Below are 21,104 nucleotides of genomic sequence, written 5' to 3' on the forward strand. Positions count from 1 at the left end.
AAATACATTATGAAGAAATTACTATATGTCATTCTTGCGTCAATGGGTGCACTGATGTTCATCCAATGCAGTGATTGGACGGAAATGGAACCTAAATTCACAGAACCTGTAAATATCAATGGTGAAGACTATTATAAAGCATTGAGAGAATATAAGAAAAGTGACCATCAGGTTGTTTTTGGTTGGTATAGTGAATGGACAGGAACCGGTACCAATATGAATAATCAACTGAGAGGGATTCCTGATTCGATGGATATAGTCTCTTTGTGGGGAAATGCTTTCAATTTGACTGAGGCTCAGAAAAGTGATCTAAAGGAAGTGCGTGAGAAAAAAGGTACAAGAGTATTGTATTGCCAGCATATTATGGATATCGGTAGAGCACATACCCCTGCATCTGTTGAAAATGATTTTATAGTGGATGGAGTGCAGTATGCTTCAAAAGGCGAAGCTATGGCTGCTTATTGGGGCTGGTATGAAGGTTGGCCGAATAGAAACGGTTATGGTGATACTTCACCTGAAGGCATTGAAAAAGCTATTCGTAAATATGCACGTGTTATTGCGGATTCTATCATTAAATATGGATATGATGGTTTTGATATTGACTTTGAGCCGAATTATACTTTCCCAGGAGATATTTGCAGCTATTCTGATCGTATGCACATTCTCCTTGATGAATTATCGAAAGACTTTGGTCCTAAATCAGGAACAGGACGTTTGCTTATGCTTGATGGGGAACCACAGACCTTGATAACTGCATCCGGTCCTTTGTTGGATTATTATGTAGTTCAGTCTTATTATTGTTCGGGAGATGCAAATTTAGATTATCGTTTTGGCTTATTGTTAAACAAGTTCGGTTCTGTAGAAGATGAAGCTACCATTCTTAAGAAAACGATATGGTGCGAAGATTTTGAAAAGCATAAGGGTGATGGGGGACCAGTATTTACGACTCGTGATGGTGTCGTGACTTATTCATTGAAAGGAATGGCTATGTATTATCGTCCGGGAGTGGATGCACGTCTTGGCGGAGTCGGTGCTTACCGTTTTAATTTATGCCGTCCGGTAAACGACTATTTATTTATGCGCGAGGCTATTCAGGTATTAAATCCGGCCAAGCATTAAAAACATGATTAAAAAAGAAGACTATGAAGATGATTAAATATTCCAAATATCTTGCGTTGGTGGCAGTCTTAATATCTGCTGCCGGATGCGATGATGCCAAACTGTCAACCATTGATAACGGTTTATATATTCAGGAAGCTGCTCCATCCAATACTTTTGGGCAACAAATAGAAGCACAACTGGTAGATGATGGTGATGTGACGAAGACACTAACTGTTCGTCTGGTTCGTGCCATAACAGAAGACGTGACAGTAACTTTAGATATAGACCAACAACTTATTAATGACTATAATCAAAAGCATGAGGCTGCTTATGAACTTTTGCCTGAAGAGTTTTGGAGCTTTCAACGTACGGTTACAATTCCTGCAGGAGAAGTGTCTGCTCCGGTTATAAATCTTACGATCAAGCCATTTACTACTCCTAATAATGAAGCTTATGCCATTCCAGTACGGATTACTTCTGTAACAGGAACAGTAGGAATAGTAGGAAATGCTAACCATATTCTTTATCTGCTTACTTCCCCCAATAAGCAGAAAACATTGGTTCTGAAATCGGGAAATAAAACGACTACGGTTTTTAACAGTGAAATGCCTGCTGCTCAATGGACAATAGAATATTGGATAAGGTTTGATAACACCACAGGACAACCTACTGGAGCTTGGGTAGGGCCGGCTAACATCGGCTTTAGAAGAAATATCTTTGCTGATAATGCTGCTCCTATATACTTCAATGATATCTTGCTACGTTATTGGGCGGATGGAGCAAAGAAGATAGCTCCTACTTTACAATGTCAATTGAATGGAAACTATTTTGATAGTGAAGAATTTTGGTATCCTGATACATGGTATCATATCGCTTATACTTATGATGGATCTACTATTCGTTTGTATAAAGATGGTACATTGAATAACTACAAGGCTGATACAAGGGACTTTGTGTTTAAAAACATTAGCTTTGCCGAAAGCTTTGGATGGAGAATGCAGGTAGAATATGCTCAGATTCGCCTTTGGAAGAAATGTTTGACGGATAATGCTATTCAGGAAGGAATGTCACGCCAGATACCAGGAGATGCAGAAGGTTTGATTGGTTATTGGAAGTGCGACGAAGGAGAAGGTAATGTTTTGAAGGATAGTAGTCCAAGTGGCAATAACATCACTCTTAACGGAATCCCTAGTTGGAGTAAACAGTATAATTTTTATCATCCTAATGATGATGAAGACTAGTTGATCTTTTTTAAGAGAGGGAATCCTTGTGAGGTCCCTCTCTTTTTTGATAATGCAGAACTTTCCGAGCTGTTCTACAAAAGAAAGGATTGCGGGCGGCAACGATGACATTCGGCATTAACATGGGAGTATGGGCATTCGATCGCTATATTCGGAAAGCGGATTTTGCCTATATTGACTTTCATACAATTAAAGACAATATCAAGCACGGTTTCGTTTGGGATAATGATGCAATGGGAACAAACATGTTTATGCATCCTTATCATGGCAGTTTGTATTTTAATTCGGCCCGGTCAAATGGATATAATTATTGGCAATCCGGGCTATATGCCTTTGGAGGAAGTTTCATGTGGGAGATGTTCGTGGAAAATGAATATCCATCTACCAATGATATTATAGCAACACCGATTGGAGGGATGGCGTTGGGAGAAGTGTTCTACCGTGCATTCGATTTAATCCTTGATGACAGGAAAACAGGAGCATCCCGTTTCGGGTTAGAGTTTGCTTCGTTTGTTGTTTCTCCTATGCGTGGACTCACTCCTCAAGATATGGATTGGGAACATTATAACTCAAAGACGCTGAATGCACAGGGAGATCGTTCAATGGCAATTCTTCATGCAACAGGGCTGCGGTTGGATATCAAACTGCGAAAAGGATTGTATCTCACCGGAGATTATATGAACTATACCCATCATACGCGGTATAAACATTATGAGAATATTTTTCCAGTACATCAGAAGGGAGATTAATGTTGACATGTAAATTATGAGACAGAGGCTGAATTTCTTAGAGGGAGATGTCGATATACATACCATTAATGAATATTTGAGAAATATATATTCATAAAGAGAAGTAGATAAGGATGCAACTATCCGGAAAAAACTGATAGTTTAAAAAGAAGATAATCGGAATATTTCTCGTGAAGTTTAATTTCAAATCCTACAATTACTATGATTTGTACCTGTTTTATTGTCATACTGTCAGAATTCTATTCAAGTAGATGAATATCAGTACTCTATCACCTGATAATAACCATTGATAATAGGCTGACAATAAAATATCTCTACTTTTATTGTCAGCCTTACTTTTATCTCTTATGATACCTTTATTACCTGATAAACAGTACCTTTATAAGTGTGTTTCGAGGTAATTCCGCATTTTTGCAGTAATCTCCCGAAGTGATATACTTTATTGTCGGACAATGAAATACCGCTTTTTTTCTTCAGATAATTCAGAATTTCGACCGGAGTAAGAAATTCTCCTTCCTCTTTCGTTTGCGCAGCCTTAAAATATTGATAAAACAATTGCAGCATAGCCGGTGTTTGCTCAAACTCACGGTTGTTTTCAGTCATAATCTGCTCATCTTCGCTATCAAACCAATAACGCTCACCATGATAAATCTCGTGCATGGCTTGTGCATAAAGCTGTTCATAATCTATTGGTTGTGTAGTGTCGATGTTTCCCGTCACTTCAATGCAGATAAAACGACGGCTTCCCGAAGGATCAGTCAGCAAATCCTTCTGATTGCTTGTGCCGATAAATGAAGCATATCGTTGCAATTCAAGTACCGAGCGACCATGCGGTTTCCGAAGATTGACCACGGGCTTTTGGAGAATATGTTTCAGAAATCCCTGTTGCGTCAGAGTAATCTGGTCGAACTCATCAATGTTGATGAGCGCGAACCGATTCAGATACAGTTCCGCATCCCGTTTCTGGCTGAAATCAATGCTGTCCGTATAGTAAGCTCGAAGTGCAGGCGGAATCATTTCACGGCAGAAAGTTGATTTATGAGTTCCCTGTGCCCCTACTAATATGGGTGATGTACTATTCGCGTGCATTTTATCTACCCCTCTCCAATGCGAAACCATATTCAGGAACCAACGATGGAAAAGCAATTCCCAATGTGGATTGTTGCAAGGAACCCTGTTTGCCAAAGCATGAATGCGGTCTTTACCGTCCCAATGCGGCAAATGAAACAGAAATTCTTCCAATGGATTATAGATAGGCACACGGTTGGAATGTAAGTAACGGTCTATATCCCTGTCCCATACCCCGATTCCTTCAGATTGGGCGTCCAGCATAATACTGTTTTGCGCCCGTTTGTCGATGGGATGGAAATAGAACTGAAATGAGAAACGCTCCCGGTATTCCACCTCCCCGATCTGCGTATTGTAGCGAAACTCATAACGACGATTCATAAATTCGTCCATTTGCAGGCTAAGGCGTTGTTCTTTAGTCAGGCAGTTGCCTTTGGGCACTCCCTTACATTCCTTATACACGTTTCTTATCATTTCGCGTACCAGCATCGGATTTTTTCTTTTGTAATAACGCATGATGGTGCGTCTGGTTGCCTCCTCTTCCGGAATGCCTGAATAGTAGCAGTTTTCGGCAAGCGGGACTACTAAAGTTTGCAAATCATGATCGTTCCGGTGCCAATCTGTTTCCATTTCTTCGAATGTTTTCCGCAATGCCGCTTCATAGAGTAATGCTACAGTATCTTCCGTATCATATCCCGGCAAGGCACGATTCAATGGAGATGTTTCAGAGCTCGATTTCTCATGATAAGTCATCTCGCCGGGCATACCGATAGGTTGTGAAAGATAGAAAGGGACAGGGGTGGAACGATAAATCAGGTCCGGATCATAGCTAAGACGTGAGAATTGTTCCAGTTTCGGCTCTTTTAGCAGAATATTAAAAGGGAGTTGAGGCTGATAACATTTGATGGCGAGGCGATAGGCATGCGCTTGAAATACTTCGGCCTCTTCCGTTGTTTGTGGCAAAGTGCCGTCCGGTCGGGTGAAGCAAGTCCATATCTTGACACTTTTACCGCTTGCCCCCATGAAAGCCAACATTGTCTGGGGAAGTTCGGCAGCCTTTTGCTTCACAATATCCACTTCTGCTTTTCTGGCTAACGGACCAATGGTCAGTTCTACAATACCATTGTAGGTTTTCATTCGTTTCACTCCGTTCACTCGCCCGAAAGCTGCGGCAGGAATCACTCGTGGTAGTTTGCTGGCGAGGGAACAAGGTTCATCGGGCAGAACAAAATGCAGGGCCTGACGTAGTCCGGATACCGGGCGGAGCTTGGTTTCTTTCTTCATTTTCTCTATCAGCAGGTCAATGTCCATCACGCTTAGTGCTTCCGTATCTCCGTTTTCCCTGATTTGTGTAATCTTCATTTCTTTTTATCTTGAGTTTTATAGACTTGTAAGTGTTTGTTATTGGTTTCAAAGGTACGGATAAGGTACTCGTAAAACAAGCTATTTGGGCTTTATCATGACAAAGAATGAACTTTTTTAATTCGGATTTTTTTAATTTGCAACTAATGACGTTCGGAACTAATGATGCTGGGACTGATACATTGGAAAGTGGGTATGGATGTGCTGTCTACCGTGTATTGTTATGATAAGAAGCAGGTATACTTCCATTCACCTGCCGGTATAGTTCCGCTAAAGTGTTGGTATCTTTAGTTCGTCACGGCCATGATGAGATCTTCCCACGGCCGTGGTAGGAACTTGTCACGGCTGTGGGAAGAAGTCACCACGGCCGTGGGAAGGTAAAGATACCGTTACTCTAGCCGAACAATACCTACTTGTTAAGTGAAAGATACTTATGGTGCTACTTCTATCTGACTCAGTTTCTTCATTGCTATCATAATATCCGGTTTTAGGAAGTATAATAGTATTATTTGTGATTGTTGAAGTTATCATCCATGTCTCCACATCCTCTACGTAATAAGATTCACCTGTTTCATGATTATACCGGCGAATTTTTTAGCTTCCAGCAACTTTTTTACTCACCTGCAGGATATTACCTTCCCCCGGGAAACGAAATAGCCAATAGGACAATGCCTGCCACAAATTCTCCCCAACATACCGAACGGAAGATTGCAAAAGAAGAATATGCAGCATTCATTTGGATATGTGTTGAAATATATGTTAATTTGCGGTCTAAGTCATAATAAAATGGATACTTCTCACATCAACGCCGATATCCTGCATAAAAATATAAAAGATATATACAACGAATATCATGACTCTTTATTGGCATTCGCCAAGAGTTATGTTATGCGGGAGGATATTGCGCAAGATTTAGTACAAGAAGCATTCATAAGACTATGGGAAAAAGACCATGACTTTTTCTCGGAGGTGGCTTTGCGTTCTTATCTGTTTGCTTCAGTCAAAAATCTTTCTCTCGACTATTTGAAGCATTTGGATGTAGAGACCCGTTATGCAGAAGCGTATATGGAAAAAACATCCCAAGAAGATGTGATTGATGAACAGTTCGACAAAGAAGTAATGGAGCTCCTTTTTAAGACAATCGACTGCCTGCCCAAACGTTGTCGGGAAATCTTTTTATTGCATCTGGACGGATTAAGCAGCACAGAGATTGCTGATAAACTCTCCCTTTCGATTGATACCGTACGGACACAAAAGAAACGCGCCATGAAATTTCTAAGAGAACATTTTCAAAGCCAGTCTTCTCCCAATATTTCATTTACTTTTATCTTTTTTAAATTACTCTGCTCCATTTAAGAAGCAACTGACAGCTATACATCGTTGTCTTTCAGGTCTTTCAGTTTTCTTCTAGTTATCTGAACAATAGCGGATTGCACTGGAACCCTGATTCCATGTCTTTACTGATGGAAAGTCTCTGTATTACTCAATGACTATCAGATGATTGCCGGATAAACCTAAAAAACATCACCATTCTTCATTTTTTTTTAAATTCTTGTACCCAATTTAAGGAAGTTTGTCGTTTTAATAATAAAACGATAGTCAACATGAGAAAAAAAGAACTTTTAGTTAAGTATATCTTAGGAATACTTAGCACAAAAGAACGACAGTTATTGGACTTGTGGATGAAAGAATCTCCGAACAATGCTCTTTATTTGGAAAAACTTAAAAAGAGAAACTATAGCGAACGATATCAAGAATATAAGCGCTCCCATCGGAATTTCAGCGTCCGGCAATCCGGTTGGAAACACGTGCTTGTGCAAGCGGCTTGCTGGACGATCCCTGTGCTAGTAGCATTCAGCCTATATCTCGGACTGCGCTCGGACAAAGAGATACAAATAGAACCGGGCACCTCAAAGGCGATTCTTTATCTCGACCCAACTACCAAGATTGAGTTGGGAAACTCTAAGGAATTTGAATGGATACGCTTGAACCGGCTGGATATGGTTGCTGAGAAACAAGGCATTCTGGATTACCACCAAACTTCTTCCCGACAAGACATACACCAGAACAACCTTTTGGAAACACCGCGCGGAGGCGAATATCGTGTCATTCTGGAAGACGGAACCCGGATACACCTGAATTCACAATCCACCCTTTCTTATCCGGTCTGTTTTGAAGCGGACAATCGAACCGTAGAGCTTACCGGAGAGGCCTATTTTGAGGTAGCCAAAGATCCGAAACGTCCTTTCATGGTGAAAGTGAATGGAGTGACCGTACGGCAATATGGAACAAAATTCAGCATCAACGCGCGTTCTCCCCAAAATACGATGATTGTTTTGGAAGAAGGTTCCATCGGAATGATTTCTCCCGATGAAGATGTAAGAATGCTCAATGCCGGCGATGTGGCTGTTTGGGATCGAGTTCACTCTACAATTTCAATTACTGCTCCCGAAAGCTTTGAGGCTTACGTGGCATGGCATCGCTCCCGTTTTGTCTTTGACGATCAATCATTGGGAGAAATCATGGAAAATCTTTCACTTTGGTATGACATGAACGTACAATTCGAAGATGAGGCTCTCTCTAAAATACATTTCACCGGTAGCGTGGGACGCTACGAGAACGTCAACATTCTTTTGAACGCGATTGAAGCAACGTCTAGCGTCAAATTCCACATAGACGAGCACCAAATAACCGTTATGAATAAATATTAAAGAATACACAATGAAAAAAACAGCGAGAAAGAAGAAGCTAATGTGGATAGCTACATTAGTTTCAGGACTTTTATTATGTCAACCGACAAGCGTATGTGCACGGGAGGTGAAAACAGACGTGCATGAGACGGATTGGTCATGGGATAAGGAAAGGACGGTGACTCTAAATTTGAAAAGAGCGACAGTCAAACAATTTTTTGATGCTGTGCATCAACAGACCGGATTGGATTTTGTGTACAACACGAAGCAGATGGCTGCTATGGAACCTATCAGCATTTCGGTAAAGAACGAACCGATAGAGAAACTGCTGAACTTGGTCTTCGGAAAGAAAGGATTCACTTTCAAAAGAAACGGGAACATGGTGACTGTCGGTCTGGAAACGCAAAGTCAGAAAACCCCTGTTCCGTCGGGGGCAAAGCTGCAGAAACAAAAAGTGACAGGGCGAATCTATGACCAGCAAGGAGAGCCTCTAGTCGGAGCGAGTGTCCGCATAAAAGGGACTAACATTGGCAGTGTAGCGGATATCAATGGAGTGTACGAAATAGAAGCGGAACCCAATGCCGTATTGCAATTCAGCTATATCGGAATGGAAGCTCAGGAAATCACCTATAAAGGAGGGAATAAACTGGATGTATCGCTCAAAGCTGATAATAAAACCGAATTGGAAGCGGTTGTCGTAACCGGTATTTTCCAAAAACCGAAAGAGAGTTTTACAGGAGCTGTCTCTACCATCACTTCTGAACAACTGAAAATGTACAAGGGACAGAATATGCTGCAAACATTACGCAATGTAGACGCTTCCATCAATCTGGCTGTCGATAATATTTCGGGTAGTAACCCTAACAACCTGCCCAATATCAATATCCGCGGTACCTCCTCCCTGCCTATGAGCGTAAAGGAATTTAACGAAGGTGTAAAGGGAGAAGTCAATACTCCGCTGATCATCATGGATGGTTTTGAGATTTCACTCACCAAACTGATGGACTATAATGACAATGATATTGAATCCATCAATATCCTGAAAGACGCATCGGCTACAGCCTTGTATGGCTCACGCGGAGCCAACGGAGTCATTGTAATTGTTTCAAAACGCCCGGTTTCCGGTCGGCTGAAAGTGACAGGTACGATAGGACTCAACCTCGAAATGCCCGATCTTACTTCATACGATCTGCTGCATGCCGCAGACAAACTAGAGCTGGAACGCCTGACGGGACTTTATGTATTGGAAGGTTATCCTACGACAACGATAGAGCGACAGGAAATCTACAACGGACGTTTACGAAAAGTCCTTTCCGGTGTAGACACTGACTGGTTGAGCAAACCGCTACGTACAGGAGTCGGGCAGCGTTATAATCTGCGAATGGAAGGCGGCAATGAAGAATTTCGCTGGAGCACTTCCGCTGACTATAACGACACGCAAGGAGCTATGAAAGGTTCTTCACGTAAAGTTTTCAATGGAAGCATTACCTTAATGTATTCCATTAAGAATCTAATTTTCAAAAATCAGACCAACATAGGGATAACTAACAGTAGGGAAAGTAATTACGGTTCATTCAGCAATTATGCCAATCAACAACCTTACAATGCTCCCTATGATGAGAATGGTAATATTGTGCGTTATTTCGACGACTTCTATGCCAATCCGAACTCAAGGACGCAGAATCCGCTTTATGACGCGACTCTCAACTCATTTGATAAAAGTAAATATCAGGATATAAGCAATAATTTCTCTATTGAATGGAATATCTTTGACGGTCTGAAATTACGTGGACAATTAGGAATCAGCGGTCAGACACACTCCAGTGATTATTTTTTGCCGGCAGAACATTCCAAATTCAATACCGATGAATACAAGAGCGCCAGTGGATATTTTCGCCGGGGACTTTACCGCTACGGTACAGGAGAGAACCAGAATTACGATGGTGCCCTCACCCTGTCTTATACCAAAATTATTGCCGACAAACATCAGTTATATACAGGTCTGGACTATTCCATTACCGAATATAAGTCACACTCGTATGGATTTGAAGCGGAAGGTTTCAGCAATGAGAATATGAATTACATAAACAATGCATTGCAATATAAGAAAGACGCGACTCCTTCAGGTTCTAAAAGCACCAATCGCCGCATTGGTCTGACAGCCAATGTGAACTACACTTATGACAACCGTTATTTCCTCGATTTATCTCTGCGTATGGACGGAAGTTCCAATTATGGGACCGACAAGAAGTACGCTCCTTTCTGGAGTACCGGTATCGGATGGAACCTGCATCATGAGTCATTTCTGAAAGAAAACGATGTGCTCACCCAACTGCGTTTAAAAGCCTCCTATGGAGAAACCGGTTCCATGAATTTCTCAAGTCTGGCGACGGAGACCTCCTACAAGTATGTAACCAACAACAAATACCTGAACTGGACGGGAGCTTACCTCGTTGGTTTAGGAAATCCCGACCTGACATGGCAAAAGACGGCTCAATACAATGTCGGTCTTGAGGTCGGTCTGTGGAACGGAAGATTTTCAGGAACCTTCGATTACTATGTGAAACAGACCAACAATCTGCTGTCTTCTATGAATATTCCTCTTTCAATGGGCTTTTCTTCGTATGCCGCCAATGTGGGGGAGGTGAAAAATAACGGGTTCGAAATAGGATTGAACGGTATCATACTCCGTAATCCTGCGCATCACTTTTCATGGTCAGGACGCGCCCAATTGGTATACAACAAGAACCGTATTGTCAAGGTATCCGAAGCTATCAAAGCTCAAAATGAAGAATACTTGAAACAAAATGTAGATGTAAGCAGTCTTTTCTATGAAGGACGCCCGCAAAACGGTATCTATGCCGTGCGATCATTGGGCATTGATCCCAGCTCGGGTAAAGAAATCTTTTTGGATAAAAATGGGAAGATCACTAGCACATGGAATCCGTCGGATAAAGTGTATCTTGGTTCCGGTGAACCACTCTATCGGGGCATAGCCGGGACGATGGTCAGTTGGAAAGGCTTGAGCGTTAATCTCTCATTTGCTTATCATTGGGGTGGAAAAGTCTATAATCAAACATTACTCGATAAAGTGGAAGTGAGTACCTACACCATTGCTTCACAAAATGTAGACTCACGCGTATTAAGTCAAAGATGGATCAAAGAAGGTGATTTGACCTTCTTCAAGGGATTCTCAAACCAAGCCACTCGTGCCACGTCTCGTTATGTGATGGACGACAATGTTTTTGAATTGCAATCACTTGATATACAGTATCGTTGGGACTCTGCCGCCTTTCAGAAAGCTACCAGATTTAGTTATTTGATATTCGGAATCAATATGTCCGACTTACTTTATATCTCATCCGTCAAACGTGAACGTGGAACTGGTTATCCTTATGCCAGAGGCATCAGAGGTACTCTTTCCTTTGCTTTTTAGTTCAAATTAAATAAGAAAAGATATGAAAATAAATAAGAAACTGATAATCATACTGTCCGGCATTACTTTCATGTGTACATCTTGCCGCGATTGGCTGGACATCAAACCGGAGGACGAGGTGTATGGAAAAGACCTATTCTCTTCGTACCAGGGTTTCAAAGATGCTTTGAACGGCTGCTATATGGCATTAGCCGACTGTAACGCTTATGGTGAGAGATTGACAATGAGCAATGTTGAAAGTCTTGCCGCACAATGGAATCTGACCAGTGACTACTATCGTAAAGCTGACTACTATTTTTTACATCACAATTATACCCAGGATGATGCAAAGAATGCCATTAAAACGATATACAGTCAATTATTCAATGTGATTACCCAGGCGAATATGATTATCGGAGCTTGCGAGCAATATGGCAACAACATTGCGGATCCGGCGAGTCGTGCCATGATAGAAGGAGAAGCGTATGGCATACGCGCGTTTTGCCAATTGGATATACTGCGTCTCTTCGGGCAGCTTCCGCAAAATGCGACGCTCACAGTGTCGCTCCCTTATTCAGAAAGTGCTGATATAAAGATTATGCCGGTGTATTATTCTTTTGAGGATTACGTGAAGAAGTTGGATGAAGATCTGGACAAAGCTTGTTCTCTACTAAAAGACTATGATCTGATCTTTAAATACACATTCGACCAACTGAATACTCCTTCAAACATTAATTTGAACGATGATTATCTGGCTTATCGCCAATTACACTTCAACTACTGGGGAGTGAAAGCCTTAAAAGCGCGTCTCTATTTATATATCGGAGATGTGACAAAAGCACATGATAACGCAATGGAAATTATCAACGCAAAAGGAGCGGATGGCAAGTCTCTAATGAAATTAAGCGGAAGAGAAGATCTCCTCAAAGGTCTTTATGCCTGCCCGTCAGAATGTCTGCTTGCTATACACAAGTACAATTTACGGGACTATTCTCCTACTGTACTAGGCGGTGACGCAGACCGTAAGATAAATCCATCGGAACAACTTTGTCTGAACGGCACATGGAATTTGCAAAGGCTCTTCACAGGCTTTTCTATCACGTCACACAACAGATACATTTACCAATGGGAATTGAATACGGAGTCAAGTTCCAATGGACAAAAGTTTCCAACACTTAAGAAGTATTATAGCAAATACAGCAGCGATAATGATATGGTGAAAGGACAAATTATCCCTTTGCTTCGTATTTCCGAACTGTACTTGATTGCTATGGAAACTACCACTAGTCTGGAGGAAGCCAATGCGTTATATAAAGAATATATGGCTTCTCATGACATATCTATCTCTGCGGAGGACAGTTTTACTTCTTTGGATGCTGTGGCGAATTTCATGTTGGCAGAGTATCAGCGTGAATTTTATGCGGAAGGTGTCATGTTCTATCAGTACAAGCGTCGTAACTCAACGTCTATGACTTTTCTTTTTGGTGAAACCATGAATGAAGGACTGTACGTCTTACCATTACCGGAAACAGAATACAATCCAAATGCAATTCAATAAAAAACAGAATTTATGAAACATTATAATCATGCATTCCTATCATTGCTTTTAGGGGGGATATTTGCCATGCTAATGAGTGGATGCGAGAAAGAACTACCTGTATACAGTGATCCGAATAACCGTCTGATCTTTGATTATTCCAATCCGGCGGACACACTGAAGCGATACTCGTTTGTCTACGAGAAAGCCACTACCACAACAGATACTCTGTGGTATAAAGTACATACTATGGGTTTTGTCACCCCCTATGACCGTCCTTTCCAGTTAGAGCAAGTAACTTATGGAGTGTCAGATAACGCTGTACCGGGTAAACATTACGTAGCTTTCGATGACCCTGAATTGCTAAAGAAATATTATTATATTCCTGCAAACTCTGCCGGTACTACTATTCCAATAGTACTTAAACGGGATGCTTCTCTAAAATCACAAGGCTTCATGCTTGTATTTACCATCAAAACCACAGATGAGTTTTCTGCCGGATACACCAACAAGAGCTTCATGAGCATTTATATTGCGGACTTTTTGGCTAAACCTTCCGGATGGAAAACTTTATCAACCTATTATTTCGGCGAATACGGAGTAGCAAAACATCAATTTTTGATAGACACGACAGGAGATAAGTGGGATGATGACTTCCTTGCCAACGAACTGTCTATTGAAGATGCCGCTGTTTGTGATAAATATTATATTGCTTATTTGGAAAGTGTTTTACGCGAGGCTCTTGACAAACTGAATGCGGAACGTGAAGCGCAAGGACTAGGAAAACTGAAAGAGGCAGACGGGACGGAAGTCTCCATTCCCCTGATATCACTATAGAAAAAATGAAATGAATCAAAATAGTAAAGATATGAAAAGGCATTACTTTATAACATACATGATTATAATGATGGCGATACTCTCTGCCTGCTATAGCGACAATAGCGAGGAGGCTTCCGTTGAAGTGGGAAACATTTCCATCAGCGGGATAAAAGAGAAATATTCAGCCATGTCCGATAATGGTGAAGTACTACAGATCAATCCCGTTATCAAAAGTGACTATCCCAAAAAAGACTTGGAATACCATTGGTTCTTATATGAAAAATCGAAAGAGAATGCATCTACAGATAATGATGGAAACCATTACGAAGAAGTCCTTATCAGTGAAGATGAGAATCTGTCCTATCCTGTCAATTTGGGGGTAGGCGACTACACCATTGTGCTTCGGGTTAAATCCCTAAGCAATGGCTGTGTGGCCTACCAACGTACATCACTGAATGTATCTACCCGTTATACAGAGGGATTCTATATACTGAAAGAAGTGAACGGAAACACGGAATTGGATTTCCTGTCCCCTTCGAATGAAAAGATAGACAATGTCTTTACTCGACTGCACCAAGCACCGGTAAGCGGAAAGCCTAAAAGCTTGTCGGTCGTATATAATCATGCGTACATTGATCCGGAGACTAACAAAGCGTCTTACGACCATTCATTGTGTGTCATTACTGATGACAGAAAAGTACGCTTTCTGCGTGCACCGGATTTAGCGGTAGTACATGATGAGAAAACCATGTTTTATGCATCGGATGGAATAGACGAGGTTCCTTATACAAGTGTGAACACTACTTTTAAAAATCTCTATCTTTCCAGCAGGGGAGCATACATTACCGCTTGCGGCGACGCCACTGCAAAACCCATGCCTATTGGTAAATTCAGTCATCCGGAAGAACCGGCGGGCGCCAGTCCCTTTGTGGTAAAAACCGGAACATACGAAACTGTCTTCTGGAATGAAAAGAACCATACGATTTATCGTATAGACATGAATGGAGGTATAAAGACTCCTAGTCCAAAAAAGAATGCATATCAAGAAGTTGCAGTAGAAAACCTGACCAATTATGAATGTGTTTCTGCCGGACAGACTTACATTAACTATGATACCAAACTCTTTTTCTTGTTTAATGAAACATCTACCGGCGATAAGATTTTCTACCGCATGACAGCCAATTGGAGTAATTGCACTCCGGATACCATGCTCACCGTGAATCCCGATATGCATTTCGCCAAAGCGACTTATCGTTCTTACAATGCTCGTTGGGCATCTATAGCCTACTGTGTAGATGGTGGAAAACTTTATGCCTATTCGTTAAATTATCAACAAGATCCTAAGAAATCGATAGAAGAGATAGAGAAAGAGGCTGAATGGGAATTAAAGCCGGAAGGCATTCCTGCAGGTGAAGAAATTGTATATGCAGAAACAATCTATTGGGAACAATTCAATCAAGACAGGTATGGAGACAGTTTCAGATACCTTGCAATAGGAACTCAAACGGGGGATAGCTATCAATTATATTTATATAATATGTTAGGTGGTTCTCCCGATGGGGAACCGGTAAAAACGATTAGCGGAACCGGTAAACTGAAACGCGCCGTATATCTTGCACCAAAATATCCGGGAAATGATTCCGGTCCATTCATGGGATATCCCTACTAATATTGATTTATCAAAAGAATTATGAACCGACTGTTAAAGCATATCATAGTAACATTACTTGCTTGCTGGACTACCATCACGTACGCCCAGCAAGGAGAAGGGGTTTCTTTCCTCGACAATCCCGCATGGCAATCCCTGCTGACGCAAGCGCAGGCTGCCAACAAACCGATTCTGGTAGATTGCTACACCGCTTGGTGCGGACCATGTAAAATGATGGTAAGCCAGGTTTTCACCCAGAAGAAGTTGGGAGATTATCTGAACGGGCGCTTCGTATGCGCCAAGATAGACATGGAAAAAGGAGAGGGGCCGGAACTTGCCAAAAAGTTCAGCGTAAAAGCCTTTCCTACTTTTCTCTATCTGACCAAAGAGGGGACGTTGATGAATTCCGCCGTGGGCGGTTGTACAGCCGACGAATTTATAGAACGTACGGAACGCACCCTATCCGGCAAAACGCTGGAAGTCCTGCAAACGAAGTATGAGGGAGGGGAACGCAGTGAAGAATTTATGGTGCAGTATATTGTGACTCTCGATGAACACATGAAACGTAAAGAGGCTATGCAACTTGCATTGGAGCTGCTGGAAGGGAAAGAGAAGGAATTGTTGGAGAGCAAAGGTCTTTACGACCTTTTCTTCCGCTATATCCGCGAACCGTTTCATCCTCTTTTCCGCTACGTGCAGGAACATCAGGACGAATTTAAAGCCCAATATGATCCGCAACAGTTAGACGATAAGTTGTATCAAGTGTGGTCGGCACATGCAAGCGACTTCTTTAAACAGGAAGGCTCTGTATATAAGATTGATGAAGAAGGGTTAAAACGCTATTTCGAAGAGATGACCCGCTTCCCACTCTTCAAAGGAGACGAAATAATGTTGCGCAACCATCTGCTGGTGGCGGAATACCAAAGAGACTGGAACAAATATGCGCAAATTTGCAACGAAGCAATCCGCAAACAAGACGTCTCGGATGGGATTCTTTATAACTGGGCTTCACGCATAGGAAACGGAACAATCACCTCCGCCACCCGAAAAATGATAACGGGCTGGGTGAAGAAACGCCTTTCCGAGATTCGCAAAAATACGACGGCGGAAAACTACCGATACATAGCATACTATGAACAACTACTGGCAAGCTTCAATCCAAAGAAATAATATTCAAACTTAAAAGAAAGTATATCGTATGAGAAAATTACTACTAGTGTCATTGGCGGCATTTTGCATCCCCATGCTTGTATTTGCCGGACCTAAGTCTGACAAGAAAACGACCAAAAAGAAAAAAGGTAAAACAGAAGCCGTAACGCCTCCCGCCGACCCTAAAAAAACGGAATATGACAAACTGATAGAGGGCATGAAAAGGCAGGAAGGCATGCTCTGCGCTTATACCAAAGAGGGAAAGCTTCTGCTGGAACTCGGTTCCGAAGCCTTTAAGCATGATTATCTGTTGGCTACCCGATTGGCGGAGACCAGTAATACTGGGGTAGGAGTGGCGGGACAAATGCAGTGTGAACCACTTTGCTTTTATTTCTCTACTGACAGCATCAATGTGTACATACATCAGCGCCAACTTGTATTCGCTGTACCGGAAGGGGACCCTGTACTTCCATCGTTCCATAAGAACTTTACCAATCCCGTGGTAGCTGCCTTCAAAGTGAAAAGCAAATATCAAGGGAACTTGACGATTGATGTTACCGATTTCTTCACCACCGACCAACGCATCATCTCTCCCATACACGACGGTATACGCAAGTCCTACTCCTTTGCACCGGACGCTTCCATTATCAAAGGAGTCAAACTGTTTCCGTCCAATATGGAAGTACGCACACAAATGAATCTCCGCAACAATCAAAACGGCCAGTGCATCACGCTGATGCTCAACCGCTCGATACTCCAATTGCCGGATACGCTGATGGAACAGCGCTTTCAGGACAATCGTGTGGGATATTTCCATTCATTCCGTAACCTATTCGACACCCAGGAAGATAAAGTAACCACCTATAATTTTATCCATCGCTGGAGGCTGGAACCTAAAGACAGGGAAGCCTATTTCCGTGGAGAGCTGGTAGAGCCCATAAAACCCATCGTATTTTATGTAGATACAGCATTCCCTCAAAAATGGCGTGAAACAATCATACAAGGTATCTTAGACTGGAACACTGCCTTTGAAGCTGCCGGATTTAAAAATGCCGTCCAAGCCAAGATGTATCCGAACGACCCTAACTTCGATCCGGATGATATGCGCTATAGTTGTGTGAAATATGCCACATACGCGATACCGAACGCGATGGGCCCCAGTTACGTAGACCCCCGTTCGGGAGAGATCCTTACAGCCGATGTCATTTGGTATCACAATGTCATCCAACTTGTACACAACTGGCGGTTTGTACAAACCGGTGCCGTAGATAAACGGGTACGTGCCAATGTGTTTCCTGACGATGTAATGTGCGAATCACTGCGTTATGTCATCTCTCATGAAATAGGACATACGTTAGGTTTGCTCCACAACATGGGAGCTAGCCATTCCTACCCCGTGGAGAAATTGCGCGATCCGGCTTTCACACAGAAATACGGTACGACTCCCAGCATCATGGACTATGCCCGCAACAACTACGTTGCCCAACCCGGCGACTTTGAGAAAGGCGTGAGACTGACGCCTCCTATTTTAGGAGTGTATGACATATATGCCATCAATTGGGGATATCGCCTTATTCCGGGCAATAAGACTCCCAAAGAGCAATCTAAGGTTCTAGCCAAATGGATTGAAGAGAACGCCGGTGACCCGATGTACCAATTCGGATTACAGCAAATGGGGATTATTGAAGACCCGACCGCCCAAACGGAAGATTTAGGCAATGACCCGATAAAGGCGGGTGATTACGGTATCAGCAATCTGAAAATCGTCTATAAGAACTTGGAAGACTGGATGGGCGTGAAGGGAGATACTTATCAGGATTTAAAAGATTACTTTGCCAGCATTGTCGGACAGTATTCTAATTATTTGGGACATACACTGGGGTATGTGGGAGGAGTTGTATATACTTACAATCGTGTAGGAGAAAAAGACGGCGTACGTGTATTCGTACCCAAAAGTCAACAGTCCGCATCCATGAAATGGGTTGTCAGCCAACTGCGGGAAGCAAACAATTGGCTGATTATACCGGAGAAAATAATCCGCTTCGGATTTGACTTGAATGGTGCCGACGGTCTGATTCAAGGAGGTGCGGCAACACTTTACGATGCCCGTCGGTTGCAACGTATTTATGAAGGAGGCGTAGTAGACGCAAAGAACAACTATACACTCACGTCTTATTTGGATGACGTCTATCGTACTATATTCCAATCTACCATTGCCGGACAGGCACTCAATTATACTGAGATGAAAATGCAGGCGGCAGCCATCGAAGCACTGGCTACCAATGCGGGATTTATACAACCACCCATGGGGGGACTTCGAATCGGATTGGCCGATTCATTCTATTCGGAGAAATGGCGCTGCTGCTGTTCCGCCGCATCCGAGGAACAGTCAGCCACCATGCGTATGCCTGTCATTCCTCCTTTGAATCAGAAGTTGTTGCAATCTTCCTCTTTCGGGCAATTGCAGAAAATACTTCAGCTCTATAAGGCGAATAGTTCCGTAGGCAATCAGGAAAGCCGTGATTTTTATCGTTTCCAGATACAATATATCGAACGCTTGATGAAAAAATAGGCGGATGAGGGATCATTCTCTTTAAACTGAGAAAGCGATATTACAGTTCATATAATATCGCTTTCTTATTGATTAGAAACTATTTTCTACTTACTTGTTGTCATTCTCGCGAATCTCTACCCGGCGAATCTTGCCGCTGATCGTCTTCGGAAGTTCTTCCACGAACTCAATCACACGCGGATATTTATAAGGAGCAGTCACTTTCTTCACATGATTCTGTAACTCCTTAATCAGTTCTTCGCCGGCACGTGCTTTATAATCTTTAGATAGAACAATTGTGGCTTTTACTACCTGACCGCGAATCTCATCGGGTACTCCGGTGATGGCACATTCCACAACAGCCGGATGAGTCATCAATGCACTTTCCACTTCGAATGGGCCGATGCGGTAACCGGAGCTCTTGATAACGTCATCTGCGCGACCGACAAACCACAGGTATCCGTCTTCGTCTTTCCAGGCAACATCACCGGTATAATAAATACCGTCGTGCCAAGCTTCGTGAGTGCGTTCCGCATCCCGGTAGTATTCTTTGAAAAGTCCGAGAGGTTTGCCTTTGCTGGTGCGGATTACAATTTGTCCCTGCTCACCGGCTTCAACAGAGCGACCTTCATGGTCGATCAGGTCTACATCATATTGAGGATTCGGCAGTCCCATGCTTCCCGGTTTCGGTTCCATCCACGGCATGGTAGCGATGGTAAGGGTTGTTTCCGTTTGTCCGAAACCTTCCATCAGTTTGATACCAGTCAATTTCTTGAACGTTTCAAATACGGCAGGGTTCAATGCTTCTCCGGCAATGGTGCAGTATTTGAGTGAAGATAAATCGAACTTCGTCAGGTCTTCGTGAATCAGGAAACGGAAGATGGTAGGAGGTGCACAAAGGGAAGTGACATGATATTCCTGGATTTTTTCAAGAATAGCTGCCGGGGTAAACTTCTCGTGGTCGTAGACGAAGATATTGGCTCCGGCAATCCATTGTCCGTAAAGTTTGCCCCATACCGCTTTCCCCCAGCCGGTATCGGCAATGGTGAGGTGAAGGCTGTTCTCATCCAGATTATGCCAGAAGCTACCGGTAACGATATGTCCTAGCGGATAAGTGAAGTCGTGTGCCACCATCTTAGGCTCACCGGTAGTGCCGGAAGTAAAATACATCAGTGAGATGTCGTCGTTAGTGTTCGCATGGCGGGGACGTACAAACGGGGCGGCATGTTCGATACCCTGATGGAAGTCCTCGAAACCTTCCGGAATATCCGGACCGACACTGATTAACTTTTCTACAGTAGGACATTCGGGAAGAGCATCTATGATATGTTGCAGGATGATTCCTTCACCGGCAGCTACAATCATTTTGATATCGGCAGCATTGCAGCGGTAGATAATATCCTTTTTAGTCAGCAGGTGGGTAGCCGGAATGACGGTTGCTCCCAGTTTGTGGAGGGCGATGGTGCTATACCAGAACTCATAACGCCGTTTCAGAATCAGCATCACCATGTCGCCACGGCCGATACCCAGACTCTGGAAGTAAGAAGCGGTCATGTCTGTATAGCGTTTCATATCGGCAAATGAGAACTGGCGGCTTTCGCCTTTGTCATTTGTCCAAAGCAAAGCGTTCTTGTCGGGTTGTTCGGCAGCCCAGGCATCTACTACGTCGTAGCCGAAGTTGAAATTCTCCGGAACGTTTATTTTTAAGTTTTTGATAAAGTCCTCTTGTGAACTGAAAGAGGTCTGTGATAAAAATCTTTCTACCATGATGTTA

At 42.7% G+C, this 21,104-nt stretch carries 13 protein-coding genes; 11 read left to right on the forward strand and 2 right to left on the reverse strand.

Annotation, left to right across the window (positions count from 1 at the left end; genetic code table 11):
- Positions 1–9 precede the first annotated feature (9 nt).
- The 3 genes from AAHJ11_RS12420 to AAHJ11_RS12430 all read left to right on the forward strand — a co-directional run bounded on the left by AAHJ11_RS12420 (position 10) and on the right by AAHJ11_RS12430 (position 3,091).
- Positions 10–1,119, forward strand: coding sequence for a glycoside hydrolase family 18 (locus tag AAHJ11_RS12420; RefSeq protein ID WP_148363946.1), 1,110 nt, complete (start codon positions 10–12; stop codon positions 1,117–1,119).
- A 23-nt stretch (positions 1,120–1,142) separates the two neighbouring features.
- Positions 1,143–2,342, forward strand: coding sequence for a BT_3987 domain-containing protein (locus AAHJ11_RS12425; RefSeq protein WP_148363945.1), 1,200 nt, complete (start codon positions 1,143–1,145; stop codon positions 2,340–2,342).
- A 104-nt stretch (positions 2,343–2,446) separates the two neighbouring features.
- Positions 2,447–3,091 (forward strand): DUF3943 domain-containing protein, encoded by a 645-nt coding sequence (locus tag AAHJ11_RS12430; RefSeq protein ID WP_229128599.1) that lies wholly within the window; start codon positions 2,447–2,449, stop codon positions 3,089–3,091.
- Positions 3,092–3,436: 345 nt separating this feature from the next.
- On the opposite strand, the gene AAHJ11_RS12435 is transcribed toward AAHJ11_RS12430, so the two are convergent.
- Positions 3,437–5,521 carry a BT4734/BF3469 family protein gene (locus tag AAHJ11_RS12435; protein WP_148363944.1) on the reverse strand — a complete coding sequence of 695 codons (2,085 nt, stop codon included), beginning with the start codon at positions 5,519–5,521 and terminating at the stop codon, positions 3,437–3,439.
- A gap of 786 nt (positions 5,522–6,307) precedes the next feature.
- On the opposite strand from AAHJ11_RS12435, the gene AAHJ11_RS12440 reads away from it, so the two are divergent.
- The 8 genes from AAHJ11_RS12440 to AAHJ11_RS12475 all read left to right on the forward strand — a co-directional run bounded on the left by AAHJ11_RS12440 (position 6,308) and on the right by AAHJ11_RS12475 (position 19,351).
- A complete protein-coding gene (locus tag AAHJ11_RS12440; RefSeq protein ID WP_148363943.1) occupies positions 6,308–6,877 on the forward strand; it encodes an RNA polymerase sigma-70 factor in 570 nt (189 codons plus the stop codon).
- Between the two features lie 248 nt (positions 6,878–7,125).
- The gene (locus AAHJ11_RS12445) at positions 7,126–8,232 is read left to right on the forward strand and encodes a FecR family protein (protein ID WP_148363942.1); all 1,107 of its coding nucleotides are present in this window, start codon (positions 7,126–7,128) and stop codon (positions 8,230–8,232) included.
- Between the two features lie 10 nt (positions 8,233–8,242).
- Positions 8,243–11,647 (forward strand): SusC/RagA family TonB-linked outer membrane protein, encoded by a 3,405-nt coding sequence (locus AAHJ11_RS12450; protein ID WP_148363941.1) that lies wholly within the window; start codon positions 8,243–8,245, stop codon positions 11,645–11,647.
- A 22-nt stretch (positions 11,648–11,669) separates the two neighbouring features.
- Positions 11,670–13,184 carry a RagB/SusD family nutrient uptake outer membrane protein gene (locus AAHJ11_RS12455; RefSeq protein WP_148363940.1) on the forward strand — a complete coding sequence of 505 codons (1,515 nt, stop codon included), beginning with the start codon at positions 11,670–11,672 and terminating at the stop codon, positions 13,182–13,184.
- Between the two features lie 12 nt (positions 13,185–13,196).
- Positions 13,197–14,000, forward strand: coding sequence for a DUF4843 domain-containing protein (locus AAHJ11_RS12460; protein WP_148363939.1), 804 nt, complete (start codon positions 13,197–13,199; stop codon positions 13,998–14,000).
- A gap of 31 nt (positions 14,001–14,031) precedes the next feature.
- On the forward strand, positions 14,032–15,651 hold the full coding sequence (locus tag AAHJ11_RS12465) for a PKD-like family lipoprotein (RefSeq protein WP_167511702.1): 1,620 nt from the start codon (positions 14,032–14,034) through the stop codon (positions 15,649–15,651).
- 21 nt (positions 15,652–15,672) lie between these two features.
- Positions 15,673–16,800 carry a thioredoxin family protein gene (locus AAHJ11_RS12470; RefSeq protein WP_148363937.1) on the forward strand — a complete coding sequence of 376 codons (1,128 nt, stop codon included), beginning with the start codon at positions 15,673–15,675 and terminating at the stop codon, positions 16,798–16,800.
- A gap of 28 nt (positions 16,801–16,828) precedes the next feature.
- The gene (locus AAHJ11_RS12475) at positions 16,829–19,351 is read left to right on the forward strand and encodes a zinc-dependent metalloprotease (RefSeq protein WP_320974564.1); all 2,523 of its coding nucleotides are present in this window, start codon (positions 16,829–16,831) and stop codon (positions 19,349–19,351) included.
- A 90-nt stretch (positions 19,352–19,441) separates the two neighbouring features.
- On the opposite strand, the gene AAHJ11_RS12480 is transcribed toward AAHJ11_RS12475, so the two are convergent.
- Complete coding sequence (locus tag AAHJ11_RS12480; RefSeq protein WP_148363935.1) at positions 19,442–21,097, reverse strand: AMP-binding protein; 1,656 nt, start codon at positions 21,095–21,097, stop codon at positions 19,442–19,444.
- Positions 21,098–21,104: the final 7 nt, after the last annotated feature.

This window comes from Bacteroides sp. 90-K9/2 (genome assembly GCF_047310725.1).
Taxonomy (GTDB): domain Bacteria; phylum Bacteroidota; class Bacteroidia; order Bacteroidales; family Bacteroidaceae; genus Bacteroides; species Bacteroides vicugnae.

Excerpts from the sequence above, each read along its gene's own strand:
- AAHJ11_RS12420 (WP_148363946.1), top strand. The coding sequence starts at position 10 with ATGAAGAAATTACTATATGTCATTCTTGCGTCAATGGGTGCACTGATG.
- AAHJ11_RS12425 (WP_148363945.1), top strand. The coding sequence starts at position 1,143 with ATGAAGATGATTAAATATTCCAAATATCTTGCGTTGGTGGCAGTCTTA.
- AAHJ11_RS12430 (WP_229128599.1), top strand. The coding sequence starts at position 2,447 with ATGACATTCGGCATTAACATGGGAGTATGGGCATTCGATCGCTATATT.
- AAHJ11_RS12435 (WP_148363944.1), bottom strand. The coding sequence starts at position 5,521 with ATGAAGATTACACAAATCAGGGAAAACGGAGATACGGAAGCACTAAGC.
- AAHJ11_RS12440 (WP_148363943.1), top strand. The coding sequence starts at position 6,308 with ATGGATACTTCTCACATCAACGCCGATATCCTGCATAAAAATATAAAA.
- AAHJ11_RS12445 (WP_148363942.1), top strand. The coding sequence starts at position 7,126 with ATGAGAAAAAAAGAACTTTTAGTTAAGTATATCTTAGGAATACTTAGC.
- AAHJ11_RS12450 (WP_148363941.1), top strand. The coding sequence starts at position 8,243 with ATGAAAAAAACAGCGAGAAAGAAGAAGCTAATGTGGATAGCTACATTA.
- AAHJ11_RS12455 (WP_148363940.1), top strand. The coding sequence starts at position 11,670 with ATGAAAATAAATAAGAAACTGATAATCATACTGTCCGGCATTACTTTC.
- AAHJ11_RS12460 (WP_148363939.1), top strand. The coding sequence starts at position 13,197 with ATGAAACATTATAATCATGCATTCCTATCATTGCTTTTAGGGGGGATA.
- AAHJ11_RS12465 (WP_167511702.1), top strand. The coding sequence starts at position 14,032 with ATGAAAAGGCATTACTTTATAACATACATGATTATAATGATGGCGATA.
- AAHJ11_RS12470 (WP_148363937.1), top strand. The coding sequence starts at position 15,673 with ATGAACCGACTGTTAAAGCATATCATAGTAACATTACTTGCTTGCTGG.
- AAHJ11_RS12475 (WP_320974564.1), top strand. The coding sequence starts at position 16,829 with ATGAGAAAATTACTACTAGTGTCATTGGCGGCATTTTGCATCCCCATG.
- AAHJ11_RS12480 (WP_148363935.1), bottom strand. The coding sequence starts at position 21,097 with ATGGTAGAAAGATTTTTATCACAGACCTCTTTCAGTTCACAAGAGGAC.